We start from the raw sequence: 18,840 nt of genomic DNA on the forward strand, positions 1-18,840 counted from the left end.
TTTCATGCAGGCTCTTTGTTGTAACTATAGCAAAACTTTACAATCAGGCTGAGATGTTGCTTACCTTGCTAACAGGCCATGTCGTCATGCTCTGTCAGCGCAAATTCTGTCACTTCGCCATCGCCCCTTAACAGCCGATAGCGACTCAGGCGTCCCTGTTCTAATTCGACCAGGCTAATTGCTGACGCGCTCACCAGATAACGTTTTTTAGGGCTGTCACTGTGATGTTTACGCACCGACAGTTGCCAGCGTTTTGTGAACAGGTTAAACGGGCTCCAGGGTGCAAACAGCCAGGTGTCCAGCTTTTCGAGCACATGCAGCAATCGCTTGGGAAACTCATTTTTGATCCCTGAAGAGGTAAGCTGCCAGATGCGATTATCATGGCGGCCAAATCGAGCGGCCACTGAGAAACAAAACGAATAATGGACGTCGCCCGAGAGAATAATGGTTTCTGAGGGCGTATCTTCGCGCTTAAAAATGTCGATCAGCTTTTTCGCGGCCCCCTCATGGGCCATCCAGTTCTCAACATCAACCACCAAAGGATGCCCACAGGCATTGAATACCGCCTGTATGGTTTCAATGGCCTTAACCCCAAACACCGGTGCCGGACTGACCAGCAGCACGCTGTCCTGATCCAGCATTTGCTCTTGCAGTTCCATCAGGGTTTCCCAATCCATCAGTCCGCTTGGCTCGTTAAAGTCCTGCTCATTGCGCCAGCGGTGTGTACGCGTATCCAGTACCACCACTTTGGGCTGTGTTTCAAGGCAATAATGCCATTGGGTAAAACGGTGCAGGGCTTTGTCAAAGCTGGTCAGCGCCCATTTGTTGTGCGCAGTCAGGCTTTGTGTAAATCCGTCGAGCAGCTTGCCGGTTGCAGCCAGCGCATCATTTCCCATGCCCTGAAACAGCCAGTAACTGATCAGGCCATTGGCGATGATCCGACGGCTCGCCGGGGAATTGGCAATATTTTGCTCCCAGCGCGCGGTCAGGTTCCAGTCGTCGGTTACATCATGGTCGTCAAACATCATCAGGGTAGACACATTGGCAAACAAACGCTGTGCGGCGGGTAAGGTGTCTATAAACCCCTCCAGTGCCCGCTTATCGGCGGAAAATTCCAGTGACTGTGCGTGGTTCAGCGACTGTCCGTGCAACTGCGGCAAGTCAACTAACTGCCAGGCCTGAGAACTGAAATTAAGCACATAGCAGGCAATAAATTCTTCCAACGTAACCAGGTGATTGCCAGCCTTTACACTGGAGAAATGAATTTCGTCTTTTTTCAACCAGTGGCCCAGCGTCCACTTACTGCGCTCCTGCCAGGGCGTTTTTGGCAACCAATGATGGCGCTGGTAGAGCTGCTGCTGTAGCGAGTCAGGCAAGCTCAGCGCAACATTGTCCTCGGGATAGATCTCAAGCTGCGCGATCAATGAATGCGCCGCCATCAGCATAGGCCCAGCGACATCGTCTGCATAAATCTGGTCGCCGGACATAATTAATAGAGCGGGCCGTTTAGCGCTATCGTGCAAAGTATCACTCAGGTAATCGTCTGCGCTTGCCAGACTGTCCCGACTGTGATGATGGGGATTACGACAGGAACCGTGCAACACACTGCGCAAAGTATTGGGGATCATTAACTGAGGCGCCTCAGTATAGCTGAGCTCACTTAAGTCCAGCCATTGCCCGTTCGCCTTGACGCGATAGCTTAAGTTGACATCGCATGCGAAACGGCCTGTTTTTGGCGTGACCAACACAAAGCACAGATACAGGTAGGTCCCGAGGCGTATTTTGCTCAGCTGAGACTCCACCTCTGTGCCCTCAACTTCAATCTCAAAGTCGGGCGCTGCCGTAGTCACAAACTGCAGGCAAAATTGCGTGGGTTCTGCCCGGCGTACCATAGGGCCGAGCAGCACATAAGGTAAATGGGCGCTGTTAGCTGGCATTACCGCGCTGAGCAAGGCCAAACAAACGGTAGAAGTTGTCCGTTGTGGCGCAAGCTAACTCCTTGTAACTAATCCCTTTTAAATCCGCAATAAAATAAGCAACATCCTGTACGTAGGCAGGCTGATTGGTTTTACCACGATGCGGTACCGGTGCCAGATACGGCGAGTCCGTTTCAATCAGTAGTCTGTCGAGTGGTAAACGTTTTACGACATCTTGCAGCTCAACAGCATTCTTAAAGGTCACGATCCCGGAAATAGAGATGTAAAATCCCATATCAATGGCTTGCTTAGCCATTTCCCAGTTTTCGGTGAAACAATGCAAAACACCGCCACACTGCTGCGCATTATGCGCACGCATGATATCCAGGGTGTCCTGTCTGGCGTCGCGGGTGTGGATGATCAATGGCTTGCTTAGTTCATTGGCAATATCAATGTGCTGTGCAAAACTGTCTCTTTGTACCTGGTGGGTGTCTTTTGAATAGTAGTAATCCAGGCCCGTTTCGCCGATGGCCACCACCTTAGGATGTTGCGCCAGATCTCTGAGCAATGCCGGGTCCAGTGCATCGTCCTGGTTAAGCGGGTGTACGCCGCAAGATGCAGACACATCGTCAAAGGGTAAAATCTTCTCCAGCATAGCTGGAAATTGCGCCAGGGTCACGCTTACACACAAAAAGTGCTCCACCTGTTTGGCTCGGGCATCGGATAGGATCTCAGGCAGGTCTTTGCCTATTTTATCAAAGTCCAGCCTGTCGAGGTGGCAATGAGAATCTACAATCATAACAACTCTTACATGGTGTAGGTGGGCTTGCCGGAATTCAGCTTAGTGCCCAGTATTTTTACTATTTTATCGTTCAGCAATTCATCTTCAGTTTCAAACCCCACACCAATGCCGGGCGGATTAGAATTCTGCGCCCCTTGTGGCGTGATCCAGACGACTTTACCGGTAACAACGTCTTCTTCCAGCGCATCGGGTAAAGTAATGCGCAGCGTCAGTGCCTGCCCCATCTCGTAGCGGCTATTGGTTTGCACAAACAAACCACCACTTTTCTGATAAGGCATATAACTGCGATATAGTTCGTCATTGTCTTCAAAATCAACGAGTATTTCTTGCACCTTGACTCCTAACTTAAGGTTTGCTGCAACTGATAGCACAATCGTGACAGACTCAGGGACAAGTTTAAGCCTAACACAGTTTGCTGGTCTACTGAAAACCGCCTTATGCTGGTGATAGCCGCCTGCGCTTTGATGAAATCCAGCTGTCCCGATGCCATTTTAGCGTTGATGACGGCCACGGCAAACCCGCAAAATATTTTGACCAAGCTAGTGTCTGCCTGCAAAGCTTTGCTCAGTGTCTCACTATTTACCCCTTCTCCAAGACGCTGCGCCTGCTGCCACAAAGCATCGATATCACCCAGCTGTTGTGCCTGCGCCCACCTGAGCAAGAGTAGCGGCTGCGAGATAAACTGACTGACCCAGGGATATTGCCCGGTATGGACACCCTGCTCTGCCAGCCATTGCTCAACCCCTCTGCCATCAACTACCGCCACATTCATCTTGTTGCAGCGGCTCAACACGGTGGCCGTAACGCGGGCGGTATCATTACACAGTAACAGTAAATATCGGCCTTTGGCGGGCTCTTCCAGGGTTTTTAGTAATGCATTGGCCGCAGACTCGGTGAGTTTTTCTATGCCATCGATCACCACCACTTTATTGCCACCCTGCTGCGCTGAGTGAAAGATAAAGTCGTTTAGACTACGTATCGCATCAACACTGATGCTCTGAGACTCAGCGGCGATCAGCAGCTTATCGGGATGGTTGTCGGCTTCCAGTAACAAACAGCTTTTGCATTGCCCGCAGGCAACCAGCGATGTGCCTGCTTGCTTACATAGCAGTGCCGCAGCGAGCGTGTGTGCAAACTCCAGTTTTCCCACTCCTGCCATACCATACAACATCTGCGCATGATGGAAACGCTGTTGCTGATAACTGGTCTGCAATTGGGTAAAAACCGATTCTAGCCAAGGATACATCTGGACACTCGCTAATCGTTTTTACTGTTACGGCTTGTTGCAATCACAGCATCAACCACTTTGAGGCAATCCGACAGCACCGATTGTTTGTCCTGGGATGCGTCAATCACACTAAAACGCGCAGGGTCGGCCTTAGCCTGAGCCAGGTAGCCCTCACGGGCACGATGTAAAAACTCCATTTTTTCATCTTCGAGGCGATCCAGGCCTTCACCGCGCTGACTGACGCGTTGCAGACCCAACTGAGGGTCTAAATCCAGGATAAGGTTCATATCTGGCTTGAAGCCACCTAATGCCAGCTCATTAATGGTTGTGATCGTCTCAAGATCGATGCCACGTGCGTAATGCTGAAAGCTAAATGTTGCGGCATCAAAGCGATCAGAGATCACTACTTTGCCAGCTTCAAGAGCCGGACGGATTTTTTCCTCGACGTGTTGCGCACGGGCCGCACCAAATAGCATCAGCTCAGTCATTGACCCCATTTCTGGTGTACTGGGATCGAGGATAACGTTGCGGACTTTTTCACCGATTGGCGTACCACCCGGTTCGCGGGTCAGTACCACGTCATACCCTTGTTGCTCAAGATAATCGGCAATGCCCTGGATCACTGTTGTTTTGCCAGCACCGTTACTGCCATCACAAACCAACATAAAACCTTTACTCATACACACTCTCTGCGGTACCACACGATACCGTATACAATTACCTGAAAATAGCTGCCATTATAGCGGTTTCGTGTCGCTATCAGTAGGATTAATTCATTGAATAGTGTACCGTTTAGTGCATTAATCGATTTTCGCAGGGAAAAATAATGCAAATTGATCTTCATCACGCTATGACCTGGGTAGTAGCCCGAGATGCCGGCTTCTCGCCTGCTCAGGCCACCACCATTGCCCACGCGGCACAATATGTGGATGATGCCACCAACTATGGCCACATTGAATTTAGCAATGGCGCAGCCTATGAGCGTATCGCAACCGCCCATAAAATGCTTGAATATCGCAACCTGGACAGCCTGAAAAACATGAAAGTCTGGGTGCCATTTCATTTTTTACCGGGCAATGGCGGACTACCGGCGGGACAAAATCCCAGTGGCCGCTTTATTCAAAAGCTGATTTGTCAGCCGCACTCATATGTGGCCAAGGACATGGTTGCAGAGGTGTTAGCGGATAAAGACCGCCCTCATTCATTGCACCGGCTGGGTATCACAGCACACGTGTTTATCGACACCTGGGGTCACCGGAGCTTTGCCGGTGTTGACCACCCGGTCAATCATGTGCGCAATATCAAAGATCATAATGGTCAGACACATCACTCGCTGATCGCAAAAGTCAGCGGATATTTTGCCAATATCCTGCAAGACAATATTCCCAGCCTGGGCCATGGTCAGGCGTTGTCTCATCCGGACTTGCCCCACCAGCACTGGTCTTATCAAAATGGTTTAGGGGAACACATTGAGCGCAATAACCCGATTGACTTTTTGCAGGCCGCAGACGAGCTATGCAAGGTTTTTCAGACGTATTTGGTCAAGCCCATCACCGGGTTATCGCCGAATGTAAAGCAGCACATTGCACAGTGTTTTACTGAGTTTACCAGTGATGATCCTGAGCTACGGCACCAGCAGTGGCTTGATGCCATTGCCGCCGACCGCTTTGGTCTGGGTGTGCACCGGCTCAGTTATATCGCCAAAGGTCCGGGCTCCTGGAAACATCAGGCCTTGGGCACCACACTGGCGCAAGGCGATGAAGCCTGCTACGAGTACCACCCGGACTTTTTGCGCAGTGACTGGAAACACTTTCATGATGCGGCGAAAAAACATCGTCAAAGCATCATTGTGGATATTTTACCCAAATATGGGATCTGTGTCAGTTAAACCCAATTGCACCGCTATCAGGCGCTGAGGCGGTGCAGTCAAAGCTATTGTTTTTTGAGTGTCACCGGCTGATCTTTAACGCCGGCATAAAACACCACTATCTGCGCGGCTTCTTTGCCTATGCTCTTGCCCCAGTGCCAGGTATTGACGACCTCGACCAGGGTATCGCCCGCTTTGATGTGGATGATATCCCCGCTATGTGTTTCGACCTGCAACTCGCCGCTTAACAACAGCCCGGCATTAATATACGGGTGCTTATGCATTGGCAACGTCTGACCCGCGGGAATGGTAAAACGCATGATCTGCACCTCTGGCTGACCTTGAGGATAGGCAGGTAAAACCGCACCATTCCAGCTGTGCTGCTGTTTGGTCAGGGTTTCAACCTGAATTTTTCCGCTGTGCGCGTGCTCTGCACTGACACTTATAGAGCTCAGCAGCAACAGGGTCGAGAAGGAAAAAGCGGTATTGTTCATAGGTGTTGTTCCGTCGTTATTTTCCCCACCCTAACGCATTAATGTGGGTTAATTGTGAAGCACCGTCTCGGTGATCTGGCGCTGCGGTGAGAGCCTTAACATGATGTCGCATTGCTCTGGCAAAGTTGCTAAGCCCCACTGTGTCAGACGCTGAAAAAACTGCACAAAATGCGCTACTTCCGACTGCGACATGCGGCGCGCCTGAGCGCCAGACAGGCTAAGTTTTTGCTCCTGTTCAAAGCGCCAGCGGGCAACATGAGTAAACGCCTGCGCGTTGAGGAAAATAAGCTTGTCCAGCTGTCCAAACAGCGGCTGATAGTCTGTATTAAGAAAGTGATTAACCGCATGTCGATAGCGTCCTTCAGGATCCTGGTTTTGTTCTAACGAATTAACCGGATCACTGAGTTGTTGATCAGTTTGTGGCCCGACGCCCAGGCACCAGCCCTCGACAATGAGGACATCCAGCGCATCGGTCTTTGTCCATTTTTCTGGCTCAAATGGTTCATCCATGGACTTGTCAAAGCGGGGTAAGGTAAGGGGCCGACGGGCTCGAAATTGCGCGAATACATCCTTTGCCAATTCGATGTTGTGTGTGCCGGGGACACCGCGGGTTTGAAACAAAGGGTGAAGATCTGCAGCACGTTTTGCACGCTCGGCCCGGCTCAGATAAAAGTCATCCAGCGATACACATTCAGCATTGAGGCCGAGCTGTATCAGATAGGCTTTTAAATAAGTCGCCAGAGTTGATTTGCCACTGCCCTGCGAGCCACTGATCCCAAGGCACACAGGCACCTGTTGCTCAACCTGCTGCGCCAGCCAGCGTGTAACCGGCGCCAGAGGCTGGATATACTGCGCATCCAGGCCCTGATTGTCACAAAATGCCTGCTGCCAGGGCGAAAGTGTCGAAGGTTTATCCATACGATACTGAGCTAGTTTGTCAGCTCATATTTGTAACCCGCACCATAAATTGAGTGAATAAACTCGCTGTCAGGAGACAACTGCGACAGCTTTTTGCGGATCTTTTTAATGTGGCTGTCTATGGTGCGGTCACTGACGATGCGGTCGTCGTCGTAAATGTTGTCCATCAGTCGCGAGCGATTATAAATACGCCCCGGATGCGCAACCAGCGTTTGCAGCAATACAAATTCAACCTGAGTCAGTTCAACAGAATTATTCTGATAACTCACAAACAAAGTATTTTCATCCAGTGTCAGTTGCTCAGACTGAGGCTCGCTCGACCCGACCCGGCGTAAAATGGCTTTAACCCGGGCAACCACCTCCCTCGGACTATAGGGCTTGCAAACGTAATCATCGGCCCCGACTTCAAGACCCAGCAGCCTGTCTATTTCTTCGACTTTGGCGGTTGTCATGATGATCGGCACCATAGAGTGACGGCGCACCTCCTGACAGATCACGATACCGTCGACATTAGGTAACATCAGGTCGAGTAAAATAATATCGGGTTTATAACTTTCCACGGCGGCCAGGGCGTCGGCGCCGTCATGCACCATATGGAGCTCATATCCAGCCTGGGTGACATACTTGCCCAAAATGGTCGCAAGCTTTTGCTCGTCTTCTATGATCAGTACTTTTTGCATCTTCGGCGTTCACTTTCACCTTGGGTCTTCTCTTACCCAAAGCTAAGTGAAATCGCTTGAATTTACAACCCTTTTAAGCAAAACGCATCACCACAGCCAAGCCTCCTAACTCACTCTCGCGCGCCGAAATCGTGCCGTTATGGGCCTGAACTATGCTGGTACAAATGGCCAGCCCAAGACCTGAGCCGCCCGAGACCCGATCTCGGGCCTGTTTAACGCGAAACAACCGGTCGAACAATTTATCCAGCAGCTCGGGGGCCACGCCGGGAGAGCTATCTTCCCAGACGATCTCTGTTTGTGTGCCCTGCTGTTTAATGGTCACCCGAATTTGCCCAGGATTGTGCAACTCTGAATCGGTATAGCGCAGTGTATTTTGCATCAGATTACTAAACAACTGCGTCATTCTTCTGTCGTCACACATCATCAGACTCTGTGTGTCGCCTTTAAGCTGATAGTCAAAGGCACGGTTGGCAAGCTGCGCCTGATGATTGCCAAAGGTTTGCTCGATCAGTTCGCCCAGACAATGTGATGACATCTGGTAGCTTAGTGAGCCTCTGTCCGACATAGAAAGCTGGTGCAGGTCATCAACCAACTGAGTCAGACGACTGATCTCTTCATGTAAGGACTGCAACTGAGCAGGATCTGTGTCTATCACGCCATCTATCATGCCCTCCAGCTCGGCTTTAAACACGGCGATTGGCGTGCGCAGTTCATGGGAAATATCGGCAATCCACTGTTGTCGGGCTTGCTGGTTTTCCCGTAGGGTCTCGGAGAGTGTATTCAAATCTCTTGCCAGCATGCCCAGCTCGTCGTTACTGTCAGGGTTTAAACTGCTCTGATAATCGCCTCTTGCCAGGTTTTGTGCAGCACGGCGCAGCGCCAGCACCGGCGCGACCAGAAAGTGGCTGAACGGGATAGCCAGTAAGCTCGACGCTATCAGGGCCACAATGGCAATGTACATAAACCAGTTTTTTTGTCGCTCTGCAAATAAGCTGTCAAAGCGATTGCTGATAACCAGACCATCTTCCAGACCCACGTACCCCAGCAAAGGAGACGATGAGGAGTCGGACTGATGTACGGGCTCCCATAACGTGCTTCTGGTCGTCGTCAAAGAACCAATCACCTGCTCACCTGCCGCGTTTTTAAATACCAGACGACCACCCATACTATCTGCGCGTCCTCTGGGGGGTCTGCGCTTTTGATGAGGGTGATCACCGCGCTCGCCTCTGGGCGGGCGATCAGCGCCGGGCCTTGGACGTCTGTCGGTGTGATGCTGCGCCTGAGGGTCTTGCTCATTGCGCATGCCACGACCATCCCGACCTGGTTCAGGCTCCCGCTCAGTGAGCTCTGATAGTCTGCGCGGGCGCTGCATGGCGGGACTGTCGTAACTGTCATAGGAAGGTGCCCCAGCGGGTGAAGTGGCACTTCTGCCGTTTCCTCTTAGTTCGCTTACCAGCTGATGCCAGGCGGGATGACGAGGATATACCCAGTCGTCGCCATAGCGAGCAAAATTATCGCGAATGCTCGGCATCAGCGCAACCAGCCGGGCACGGCTGTTTTGCTGAATATAATCACGAAAGCTCTTTTCAAATGCCGCCTGATTAGCAAAGTAAATCGCCATGATCAATACGGTGTTGACCAACAGCAAAATAGCCAGCAGCTTGTGCCGTATCGTCAGTTTCATGGTGTAATTACCTCTGTGAACGGAATTCAGAACATGGGTTCGCAAATTTTGCCTGTTTATCGCCCCTATTTTCTCGCCTCAAATAGAACACTCAATTAAGCAAATTGTTATAAGGCCAGATGCTAATCAGTATGTAAGGTCAATGTGCAAATAGTGTGGAAGTAGCGGCAAACACTAACTAAACAGGAACACGTCTGCATGCCTGCTTGGGTGGCTGGCTTGTCGGATGCCAGACAAGCCAGGTTGCTAAGGAGATGAAGGCGGCTAATTAAACTGCACGATTTCCAGGCCCAGCATATAGCCATCGCCTTCGCTGTTATTACCGCACCGGATGACTTTCACATGGGCATTCAAAGGAGGAATAGAGCCGCCATGGCTGTCGATAAATACGTCCAGCATTTCATTCATTTCCAGAGGCTCGTCCACAATGATTGAAAGCCCCGTGGCACTTAAATCGTGGCAGGTGCCTTGCAGTTTATGACCCGTGGACAACACTGTTAGTTGTGCCTGGGTATTGACCATCATGCGCATAAAGCGCCGTTTATCCTCGTGTATCATGGCGTGCTCCACTCTTTATTATCATTGCTTGCCTGCAAAAAATTACCTGGGAATAATTTGCACCATATTTTTTATTTTTTCCGATAAGGATTGCATTGAAAAAGGCTTAACCACATACGCATCGCAGCCTGCATCGAAGCCTGCTTGCTTCTCCTGCTCCGATTCAAGGCCTGACACCATAAGCACCGGAATGTCTCTGGTCTCTGGCGTATTTTTCAGCATCCGGCACGTGTCGTAGCCATCCAGCCCGGGCATGCACACATCTAGCAAAATCACATCCGGCGGATCGGCTATCGCATTAGACAGGCAGCTCTTGCCCGACTCAGCATAACTGAACTTAAATGCATCCGATAAAGCCATAGAGAGCATTTCAAAATTGAAATACTCATCGTCAACCACTAACACATGCGGCGTTTTCATCCTGCTCCCCTGTGTGGACATAGTCAATGCCGCTTCCTTTTCACAATCCAAAAATAGTTTCCTCTTAATAAGGTAATTGCCCCAATGCAAATTGCAAGTCAAAACACACTATTCGATCTCATTTAACGCATTGGTGATCCGTTTGGCCGAAATCGGATAAGGCGTTCCTAGTGTTTGAGCGAATAAAGACACCCGAAGTTCCTGCTGCATCCAGAAAATCTCCTCAAGTGCCGCAGGCATAGGGATCCCTTTTGGCTGTTTGTTACATTTATCGCTATACGCCGCCGCCACTTTTTCCAGCTCCAGCACACATAAACGGTCCCGGTTAGGGTCAACAGGCAGTTTTTCCAGCCGTTTTTCAATGGCTTTCATATAGCGCAGTAAGTCTGGCAATTTGTGCGCCCCATGCTGGCTGACAAACCCTTTGAAGATCAGGCTTTCCAGCTGAGACTTGATATCTCCGTGCGCGGTGATCATGGTTAAATCAACCCGCCCTTTCATACGCTTGTTAATGCTGTGCGCAATACTTAGCACCTGCTCTACCGCCGACGCAATATCTACCACTTTGTCTCCAAGTTCAGCCCGGACATATTCTTTGGCTTTTTCAAAGTCCTGCTCAGAGCGAATAGCGGTGTAATCTCCCAGTAAGGCATCTATTCCCGCTGCAGTACAATCGTCGATCAGGTCATTAATTTTACCAAACGGATTAAAATACAGCCCCAGCTTTGCTTTATTCGGTAAGTGCTGTTGTAAATATTTCACCGGTGAGGGCACGTTCAGCATCACCAGCCGACGTAAACCAAGGCGGTGTGCCTGTTGTGCCTTGAGCGGATGGTCAAATAAACTGATTGAAGTGCTTTGCTTGTTATCTACCAGCGCCGGGAAAGCTTTGATCTCATAGCCGCCTTGCTTTTTGGTGTATTCCTCAGGCAAGTCACCAAATGACCACTGCGTCAGCCCTTCCTGCTCGATGCCCTCTTCGGCCACTTTTGACAGCGTTTGTGTGACCTTGCCTTGTAATTTGGCCTTGAGTGCATCCAGGTCATAGCCATGCGCTATCACCTTGTTGTGTTCGTCCAGCACCTGAAACTGCATTTTTAAGTGCGATTCCAGTGCTCCGAGATCGAAATCCTCAGCGTCAACTTTGACGCCCGTCATACGCAACAAGCGATTGGCCAGCGCTTCCAGAAAACCGCCCTGCATCGGCTCTATGGCAGCAAGCACCGCATCGGCATAGTTGGGCGCCGGGACAAAGTTGCGTCGCAGACTTTTTGGCAGGCTCTTGATCAAAGAGCAGATCAATTCATGGCGCAGTGCCGGAATATGCCAGTCAAACCCTTCATTAGCCACCTGGTTAAGCAGTGGTAAGGGAATGTTCACCATCACGCCGTCAACCGGCTGACCGGGCTCAAAGTGATAGCTCAATGGCAACATCAGATTGCCCTGCTGCCACACATCAGGATAATCCAGCGCCGTAATGTGTGACGCTTCGTGCTGCATCAGAGCATCTCTGTCCATATGCAAAAAGCGTTTGTCAGTTTTTTTCTTCTCTTTCCACCAGTGGTTGAACGCAGCCCGGTTATTGACATCGGCCGGGATCCGCTGCTCGTAAAACGCCTGCATCATATGCTCATCAACCAGAATATCCCGGCGACGCGCTTTGTTTTCCAGATCCTGAATATCTTCAATCAGGGCCTGATTGTGCTTTAAAAAGGCCTCATTTTGACCCAGTTGCTGCGCAACCAGCGCTTCTTTAATAAACAGTTCGCGACACAGCGCAGGTTCAATCTGACTGTAAACCGTACGCTTTTTGCCAACTATGATCAGGCCATACAGGGTTTGCTGTTCAAAGGCGATGACACAGCCCTGTTTCTTTTCCCAGTGTGGTTCGCTGTAACTACGCTTAACCAGATGCTCCGCCAGCGGGGCAACCCAGTTGACATCAATCCTGGCATTAATGCGGGCATAGAGCTTACTGGTTTCTACCAGTTCAGCCGCCATCACCCACTTCGGACTTTTCTTAAACAGGCCAGAGCCCGGGAAAATATGGAACTGGCTGTTGCGCGCCCCTTTGTAGAATTTTTTCTCGTCTTTTTGACCTATGTGGCTCAACATCCCGCTGAGCAGCGCCTGGTGAATGGCTTCGAAACTGGCGTCGTTGCCTGAGGCTTTGAGGCCCATTTCTGTACACACAGTGGTGAGCTGATAAACAATATCTTGCCACTCTCTGACCCGCATATAAGCCAAAAAGTCTTTCTGACATTGCTTTCTGAACTGGCTGCGACTGAGCGCTTCCTGCTGCTCCTCCAGATACTGCCAGAGGTTCAAAAACGCCATAAAATCCGAGTCTGGGTCTTCAAATCGACCATGCTTTTCATCCGCAGCACCGCGTTTTTCCTGCGGCCTTTCTCTGGGGTCCTGAATCGACAGTGCCGCTGCGATAATGATCACCTCACGCAATGCACCCAAAGGAGCTGATGCCAGTACCATACGGGCCAGGCGTGGATCTATCGGTAAGCGGCTAAGCTTGCGCCCGGTCTGGGTCAGTGTAGTTTGCTCACGTCTTGCGGCAGGTTTAACGGCCCCCAACTCTTCAAGCAGCGTAACACCATCTGTGATATTGCGGTTATCGGGTGCTTGCACAAACGGAAACCGCTTGATATCACCCAGACCCAGCGCCAGCATTTGTAAAATAACCGATGCCAGGTTGGTGCGCAGAATTTCCGGATCGGTAAATTCAGGACGTCCCAGAAAATCTTCTTCTGAGTACAACCGGATACAGATACCCGCAGCAACCCGACCACAGCGACCCATACGCTGATTGGCACTGGCCTGAGAAACGGCCTCAATCGGCAATCGCTGAACCTTAGTACGAGCACTGTAGCGGCTGATCCGCGCCGTGCCCGGGTCAATAACATAGCGGATCCCAGGTACCGTCAGTGAGGTTTCGGCCACGTTGGTTGACAGCACAATACGACGATGGCTGTGGGCGGCAAAAATGCGATTTTGCTCGGCATTCGACAAACGGGCATACAAAGGCAGGATTTCAACCCCTTTGAGGTTACGCTTACTCAGCGCATCCGCCGTATCGCGAATTTCCCGCTCGCCATTCATAAAGATCAGAATGTCTCCGGGGCCCTCTGCACACAGCTCGTCTACGGCATCGAAGATCCCCTGTAGCTGGTCGTTTTCGGCTTCACTCTCATCCCCACTGGCATCAATCACGGGGCGATAGCGCACTTCTACCGGATAGGTACGGCCCGATACTTCAATGATGGGGGCGTTATTAAAGTGCCTGGAAAAACGCTCCGGATCGATTGTTGCCGAGGTAATAATCACCTTCAGATCTGGGCGCTTGGGAAGCAGGTTTTTCAGATAACCAAGGATAAAGTCGATATTCAGACTGCGCTCGTGGGCTTCATCTATGATGATGGTATCGTACTGGTTCAGGTATCTGTCTTGCTGGATCTCTGCCAGCAAGATACCGTCCGTCATTAATTTGATATAGCTCTTATCAGACACCTGATCGCTGAAACGGATCTTAAAGCCCACCTCCTGACCAAGCTCACAATTAAGCTCTTCGGCAATCCGGTTTGACACGCTGCGTGCGGCCAGACGTCGTGGCTGAGTGTGACCAATATAGCCATCAACACCACGGCCCAGTTCCAGACAGATTTTAGGTAGCTGAGTGGTTTTACCTGAACCGGTTTCACCGGCTACTATCACCACCTGGTTCTCGGCAATGGCTTTTTTAATGTCGTCTTTTTTCTGGCTAACCGGCAGCGACTCGGGATATTGCACCGTCGGCAGTTCAGCCAGACGCTTTACTCTAAGCGTTTTGCTGTGCTCTATGTCACGCGTTATCTGAGTAAGTACCTTTTGTTGTTTCGCTTCGTCTTTTATTTTTTTAACGCCCTGAAGACGTTTTTTAAAGAGAAACTGATCCTTTTTGAGGCAATCCGCTATGTTCGAATACAACGACTGCAAATCCACTACACGACACCTTGTTACTGAGAAAATCGTCGCGTAGTCTAACAAAAAGCATGCAGTCAGCCCAGTCCCTTTGACGGGGGCTGTGTACTAAATTAGCGCAGGTAAATTCGTCTCTACAACGAGTGGGCCGAACAAAGCACCAGGCACACTCGCCAGTAGGTCTGGCGAGTAGTTCAACACTCAGACAAAGCGATGTCCCGATTCATAGGTATCGTGGAGGTGCTTATCAATGGCATAAAGCACGTGAGTACGACTGATCACCCCAACCAGCCGACAATCACTGTCACAGACCGGATAAATTTTCGGCTTGTCCGCCGTCATTCTGTCTGCCAATTTTAAAATGCTGTCATCCGGGCTGACACACAATGGCTCGGCATTCATTACATCAGCCACTATGGTGTGTGATTCGTTCTGATAAGTAGCTTCGAGCATAGTGCGGATACAATCTTGCTCGGATAAAAAGCCCACCACGCGTTGCATGTCATCAATCACCGGGCCTCCGGACTGACCACTTTGCAGTAATTTTTCCACTGCCGATTCAATGCGCATGTCCGCTTTAAAGGTCACCGGACGATGATTCAGATAGTCTGCTACTTTGACAGATTGCATATTTCATTCCCCTAAAAAACACCAGCTTCATATTAAATAGTAGCTGGCGTTACAAAAATTGCCTAAGTTTGCAAACCTTAAGCACACTATTTAGAGGTGTCTTTGTCCTCAAAAATCCCCACATAGGTAGGCTGAGTGTTGGACTTGCTGGCCCGGTACATGCCCTTGGTGTTAAATGGCATACTGATATTGCCCTTGGCATCTAGAATAATCACACCGCCGGTTCCGCCCGCGCGTAACATAGGGCCAAAAATCACGTCCTGCCCGGCTTGCGCCACGGATTTGTCCTGATACTGTACCCGCGCACAGATATCAGCGGCAACGTTATAGCGAATAAAGTACTCACCATGCCCGGTTGCTGACACCGCACAAGAGTCATTGTCTGCAAAGGTCCCTGCGCCAATAATCGGCGAGTCACCAACACGTCCAAATCGTTTTGCTGTCATACCGCCGGTCGATGTGCCTGCGGCCAGGTTGCCCTGTTTGTCCAACGCAACGGCGCCCACTGTGCCCATTTTATATTGCTGCGGCAACTGTTGATGCTGTGCCTGATAGTCTTTGTTGCTCTGCTCGGCTTGCTCCAGTTTCTTGCGTGCTTTTTGCCAGGCTTCATAGCGATGAGGTGTGTCAAAATAGTCATTATTAACAAACGACATACCTTCGCGTTTGGCAAACTCCTCGGCGCCTTTGCCACTGAGCATCACATGCACCGATTGCTCCATCACTGCTCTGGCCAGCTCGATGGGGTTTTTAATATGTTTAACACCGGCAACCGCGCCGGCCTGACGGTCTCGTCCATCCATGATCGACGCGTCCAGCTCATGGGCTCCTTCATAAGTATAAACCGCACCTTTTCCGGCATTAAAAAACGGCGAATTTTCCAATATCTTAATTGCCGCAGTGATGGCATCCAGACTCTCACCACCTTGCTCTAACACGGCGTAGCCCTGCTCGACAGCTGACTGTAAAGTTTGTCGATATGCATGCTCCTGCTCGGGGGTAAATTTTGACCTTTCAATGGTGCCGGCACCACCATGAATAGCAATGGCAATAGGTGTCTCAGGTTTGGCTGCAAAAGCGGGGTGTACCGCGCTCAGGGCGGCGAATAAGGATGAGGTGATAAGTATACGGCGCATGTTGAGTTCCTGTTGTTCTTTTATTATGAAACCAAGTTGCCGGAACTGCATTTCGAATACAAAAAAAAGCGACAAAAAAAAGCGCCCTTGGGCGCTTTTTAACAATAGAAAGTCATTATTGACTTAGCTTGCCTGACGCTTTGCTTTCAGACGAGCCAGACGGCCAACCTGATGTGTAGAAGTCAGGAAAGAGAAGATTGGTGCCAGGTAACCACGCTTGCGCAGTTCCAGGTAAGCTTCGTCGCTCAGCTCGTTCAGCTTACGCTCGTCTACCAGGTAAATACCGTTGATGTCTTTCTTTTCACCAGCGATTTCAACTGTCAGAGTTTGTTGTACAAGTAGCTCTTTGTCTGCCAGGTACTGAGTGAAAGCTTCAGTTACACGAGAAAACTCGATGTAGTTAACCAATGCTTCTTTACGGCGCTCCAGATACTCAGTTTCTTTGCCGTCTGCAAACAAAGCATTGCCTTCTTCTTCACCTACCAGCGGGCTGGCTTCGTCAATAACGATGCCGTACTGGTCTTGCTCTGGGTGCTTAACCAGACCAAACGGGTAACGAGATGCTGCCAGTGGTGCGATACCTGCAGTCCATTCGCCATCCTGTACAAACAGGTTCTCACCTGGCTCAAGGCCAAATAAAGCTACCGCCTGATACTGACCGCTTTCAGTGTTCTTAACAAATGCCATCGGGAATTCAGTCGCAACACGTGCAAACTCGTGTGCAACAACCGGGATCAAGTGCTGAGATTTCAAAAATTCTACATTAATGCCATTTTTTACTTTGATGTTGGCATGTTTCTCGTTGTGTAAAGGCTGCACTTGTTGCTCCGCCATAATACTGCTCCGTTTTTTCATAAAGTTGTTATTTATATGTGTCCAAGGCTATAGCTTTTCAAGTTAAAAGAAAAGAAATATTGTGGTTAAATTCTTTGAAAGCCATATCTTGCTGCTTTTGCAACCAGCTTGCTGTGCGTTTCTAACATTGCTACAGCTTTTTGTTGTTGCTGGGACACCAGCTTAAGCATAGCTTCCTGTTGTGACACTTTTTGTGGCGAAGGATACTTGCACCGACTAGGATAGTTCATGCCGTATAAAACATAAAGGTGATTTTCTAGCCTGAATACATCCAGGCTACTGACAAAGTCATACTCATTCGGGATATCGCTTCGCCACAGTGCCAGTTTATGTTGCAGTGAATCCGGGATTGTTTCTGGGGCACGATTCATGCGCCAAAACTCGCTATCATCTCGATTGGAGATACAATAATGGAGTTTGATAAAATCAACAATTGACTGCCAGGCATGAGACATATGTTGATTAAATTGCAGCGCAATTGCCGGCATGTCCTGACGCTGCTCAGGTAAGCGTTTCGAGAGCATCCTGGCCGCCAAATCAAACACCAGCAGTCCAGTCGCCTCCAGCGGCTCAACAAACCCTTGTGACAACCCGATACCGATACAGTTTTTTACCCAGGCTTGCGCTCGATAACCTACTTGCATTTTTATCAACCGAGATTCGACGACGTCTTCAGATTTGCCAAGGTAAGCAGACAGATCGCGATGTGCCTGCTCATGGCTGGTAAACTGATCGCTATAAACGTGGCCAACGCCTTTGCGGGTTTGCAATCCAATATCCCAGATCCACCCTGCCTGTTGTGCTGTTGAAATAGTATAAGGCGGTACTTCTTGCTCGCGCTCATAAGGCACCTGTGTGACCACCGCATGATTGGCAAAGAGCACGTCACTCTTATCAATAAAGGGGGTATTCAGCGCTTTGCCAAGCAATAAAGACTGGAAGCCACTGCAATCAATAAACAGGTCGCCCTCCAGCAGAGGGCCCTGCTTCAGCTGTAAGCCTGAGATGGACCCATCCAGCGCCAGCTCTACCGACTCGACGTCATCGTGAATATGCTTGACCTGACGGTTGTCAATGGCATGTTTGGCAAGCAATGCCGAGAATTTTCCCGCATCAAGGTGAAAAGCATAATTGATCAAACGCTCATATTCCGCATTGGTGATCAACTTAGGCGCTCTATTTTCTAATGCAATATGCGTTTGAATGGATACGCTTTGATCAAAGCGTGCCCTGGCCTCTGGCAGCTGATGCAGCCAATACGGCAATAGATTAACCCCGTTGACATTGGGGTCGTCAAATGGGTGAAAATAGCAGTGGGGCTGCCCGTTAACAGGTTTGTTCCAGCCAACAAAATGGATACCATTTTTAAATGTTGCGTCGCACAACCTGAATACGTCCGACTCTTTAATACCGAACTTCTTCAAGCTATCAACTATAAATGGCACAGTCCCCTCACCAACTCCAATCGTAGGAATATTTGGCGACTCAACTAATGTAATGACCACATCTTCGGGCGCATCTGCAGCCAAATGGTTAGCAGCCAGCCAACCCGCAGTCCCACCACCAACAATGACTATACGTTTAATTTTAGCTTCTGCATTATGCACAACTCACCTCACTACTATGCTAAAGACCACCACGAACAGGCAAGCGACTTATGGTATTCACAGTATGCCTGCC

The 18,840-nt window shown here is 50.0% G+C and carries 17 protein-coding genes; 1 reads left to right on the plus strand and 16 read right to left on the minus strand.

Going from position 1 to position 18,840, the window contains the following annotated elements; translation table 11 throughout:
* Positions 1-68: 68 nt before the first annotated feature.
* The 5 genes from C3B51_RS05235 to tmk are packed head-to-tail and all read right to left on the minus strand — an operon-like array spanning position 69 to position 4,626.
* On the minus strand, positions 69-1,937 hold the full coding sequence (locus C3B51_RS05235; protein WP_130244394.1) for an alkaline phosphatase D family protein: 1,869 nt from the start codon (positions 1,935-1,937) through the stop codon (positions 69-71).
* Positions 1,927-2,715, minus strand: coding sequence for a TatD family hydrolase (locus C3B51_RS05240; RefSeq protein ID WP_130244395.1), 789 nt, complete (start codon positions 2,713-2,715; stop codon positions 1,927-1,929). The genes C3B51_RS05235 and C3B51_RS05240 overlap by 11 nt, the downstream gene beginning before the upstream one ends.
* Before the next feature lie 8 nt (positions 2,716-2,723).
* Positions 2,724-3,050: a PilZ domain-containing protein gene (locus tag C3B51_RS05245; protein ID WP_125718835.1), complete on the minus strand. Its 327-nt coding sequence runs from the start codon at positions 3,048-3,050 to the stop codon at positions 2,724-2,726.
* An 8-nt stretch (positions 3,051-3,058) separates the two neighbouring features.
* Positions 3,059-3,964 carry a DNA polymerase III subunit delta' gene (gene holB / locus C3B51_RS05250; RefSeq protein ID WP_130244396.1) on the minus strand — a complete coding sequence of 302 codons (906 nt, stop codon included), beginning with the start codon at positions 3,962-3,964 and terminating at the stop codon, positions 3,059-3,061.
* A gap of 11 nt (positions 3,965-3,975) precedes the next feature.
* Positions 3,976-4,626: a dTMP kinase gene (gene tmk, locus C3B51_RS05255; RefSeq protein WP_130244397.1), complete on the minus strand. Its 651-nt coding sequence runs from the start codon at positions 4,624-4,626 to the stop codon at positions 3,976-3,978.
* Positions 4,627-4,772: 146 nt separating this feature from the next.
* On the opposite strand from tmk, the gene C3B51_RS05260 reads away from it, so the two are divergent.
* Positions 4,773-5,834 carry a DUF6765 family protein gene (locus C3B51_RS05260; protein WP_130244398.1) on the plus strand — a complete coding sequence of 354 codons (1,062 nt, stop codon included), beginning with the start codon at positions 4,773-4,775 and terminating at the stop codon, positions 5,832-5,834.
* 44 nt (positions 5,835-5,878) lie between these two features.
* Here the strand turns inward: C3B51_RS05260 and C3B51_RS05265 are convergent, their stop codons facing one another.
* The 11 genes from C3B51_RS05265 to C3B51_RS05315 all read right to left on the minus strand — a co-directional run bounded on the left by C3B51_RS05265 (position 5,879) and on the right by C3B51_RS05315 (position 18,767).
* Positions 5,879-6,307 carry a cupin domain-containing protein gene (locus C3B51_RS05265; protein ID WP_130244399.1) on the minus strand — a complete coding sequence of 143 codons (429 nt, stop codon included), beginning with the start codon at positions 6,305-6,307 and terminating at the stop codon, positions 5,879-5,881.
* A 48-nt stretch (positions 6,308-6,355) separates the two neighbouring features.
* Positions 6,356-7,225 carry a kinase gene (locus tag C3B51_RS05270; RefSeq protein ID WP_130244400.1) on the minus strand — a complete coding sequence of 290 codons (870 nt, stop codon included), beginning with the start codon at positions 7,223-7,225 and terminating at the stop codon, positions 6,356-6,358.
* An 11-nt stretch (positions 7,226-7,236) separates the two neighbouring features.
* Positions 7,237-7,905 carry a response regulator gene (locus C3B51_RS05275; protein ID WP_130244401.1) on the minus strand — a complete coding sequence of 223 codons (669 nt, stop codon included), beginning with the start codon at positions 7,903-7,905 and terminating at the stop codon, positions 7,237-7,239.
* Positions 7,906-7,978: 73 nt separating this feature from the next.
* Positions 7,979-9,589 (minus strand): ATP-binding protein, encoded by a 1,611-nt coding sequence (locus tag C3B51_RS05280; RefSeq protein WP_130244402.1) that lies wholly within the window; start codon positions 9,587-9,589, stop codon positions 7,979-7,981.
* 264 nt (positions 9,590-9,853) lie between these two features.
* Positions 9,854-10,147 carry a PilZ domain-containing protein gene (locus C3B51_RS05285; protein ID WP_125718819.1) on the minus strand — a complete coding sequence of 98 codons (294 nt, stop codon included), beginning with the start codon at positions 10,145-10,147 and terminating at the stop codon, positions 9,854-9,856.
* Between the two features lie 42 nt (positions 10,148-10,189).
* Positions 10,190-10,588 (minus strand): response regulator, encoded by a 399-nt coding sequence (locus C3B51_RS05290; protein WP_010381687.1) that lies wholly within the window; start codon positions 10,586-10,588, stop codon positions 10,190-10,192.
* Positions 10,589-10,675: 87 nt separating this feature from the next.
* Positions 10,676-14,560: an ATP-dependent RNA helicase HrpA gene (hrpA, locus tag C3B51_RS05295; RefSeq protein ID WP_130244403.1), complete on the minus strand. Its 3,885-nt coding sequence runs from the start codon at positions 14,558-14,560 to the stop codon at positions 10,676-10,678.
* A 180-nt stretch (positions 14,561-14,740) separates the two neighbouring features.
* Entirely contained in the window at positions 14,741-15,169 is a 429-nt protein-coding gene (locus C3B51_RS05300) for a CBS domain-containing protein (protein WP_130244404.1), read from the minus strand.
* Between the two features lie 86 nt (positions 15,170-15,255).
* Positions 15,256-16,305: an isoaspartyl peptidase/L-asparaginase family protein gene (locus C3B51_RS05305; protein ID WP_130244405.1), complete on the minus strand. Its 1,050-nt coding sequence runs from the start codon at positions 16,303-16,305 to the stop codon at positions 15,256-15,258.
* 123 nt (positions 16,306-16,428) lie between these two features.
* The gene (locus tag C3B51_RS05310) at positions 16,429-17,139 is read right to left on the minus strand and encodes a SapC family protein (RefSeq protein WP_130244406.1); all 711 of its coding nucleotides are present in this window, start codon (positions 17,137-17,139) and stop codon (positions 16,429-16,431) included.
* Positions 17,140-17,225: 86 nt separating this feature from the next.
* A complete protein-coding gene (locus tag C3B51_RS05315; RefSeq protein ID WP_130244407.1) occupies positions 17,226-18,767 on the minus strand; it encodes a tryptophan halogenase family protein in 1,542 nt (513 codons plus the stop codon).
* Between the last annotated feature and the right edge of the window lie 73 nt (positions 18,768-18,840).

It is taken from the genome of Pseudoalteromonas rubra (assembly GCF_004212645.1).
GTDB lineage: Bacteria > Pseudomonadota > Gammaproteobacteria > Enterobacterales > Alteromonadaceae > Pseudoalteromonas > Pseudoalteromonas rubra_G.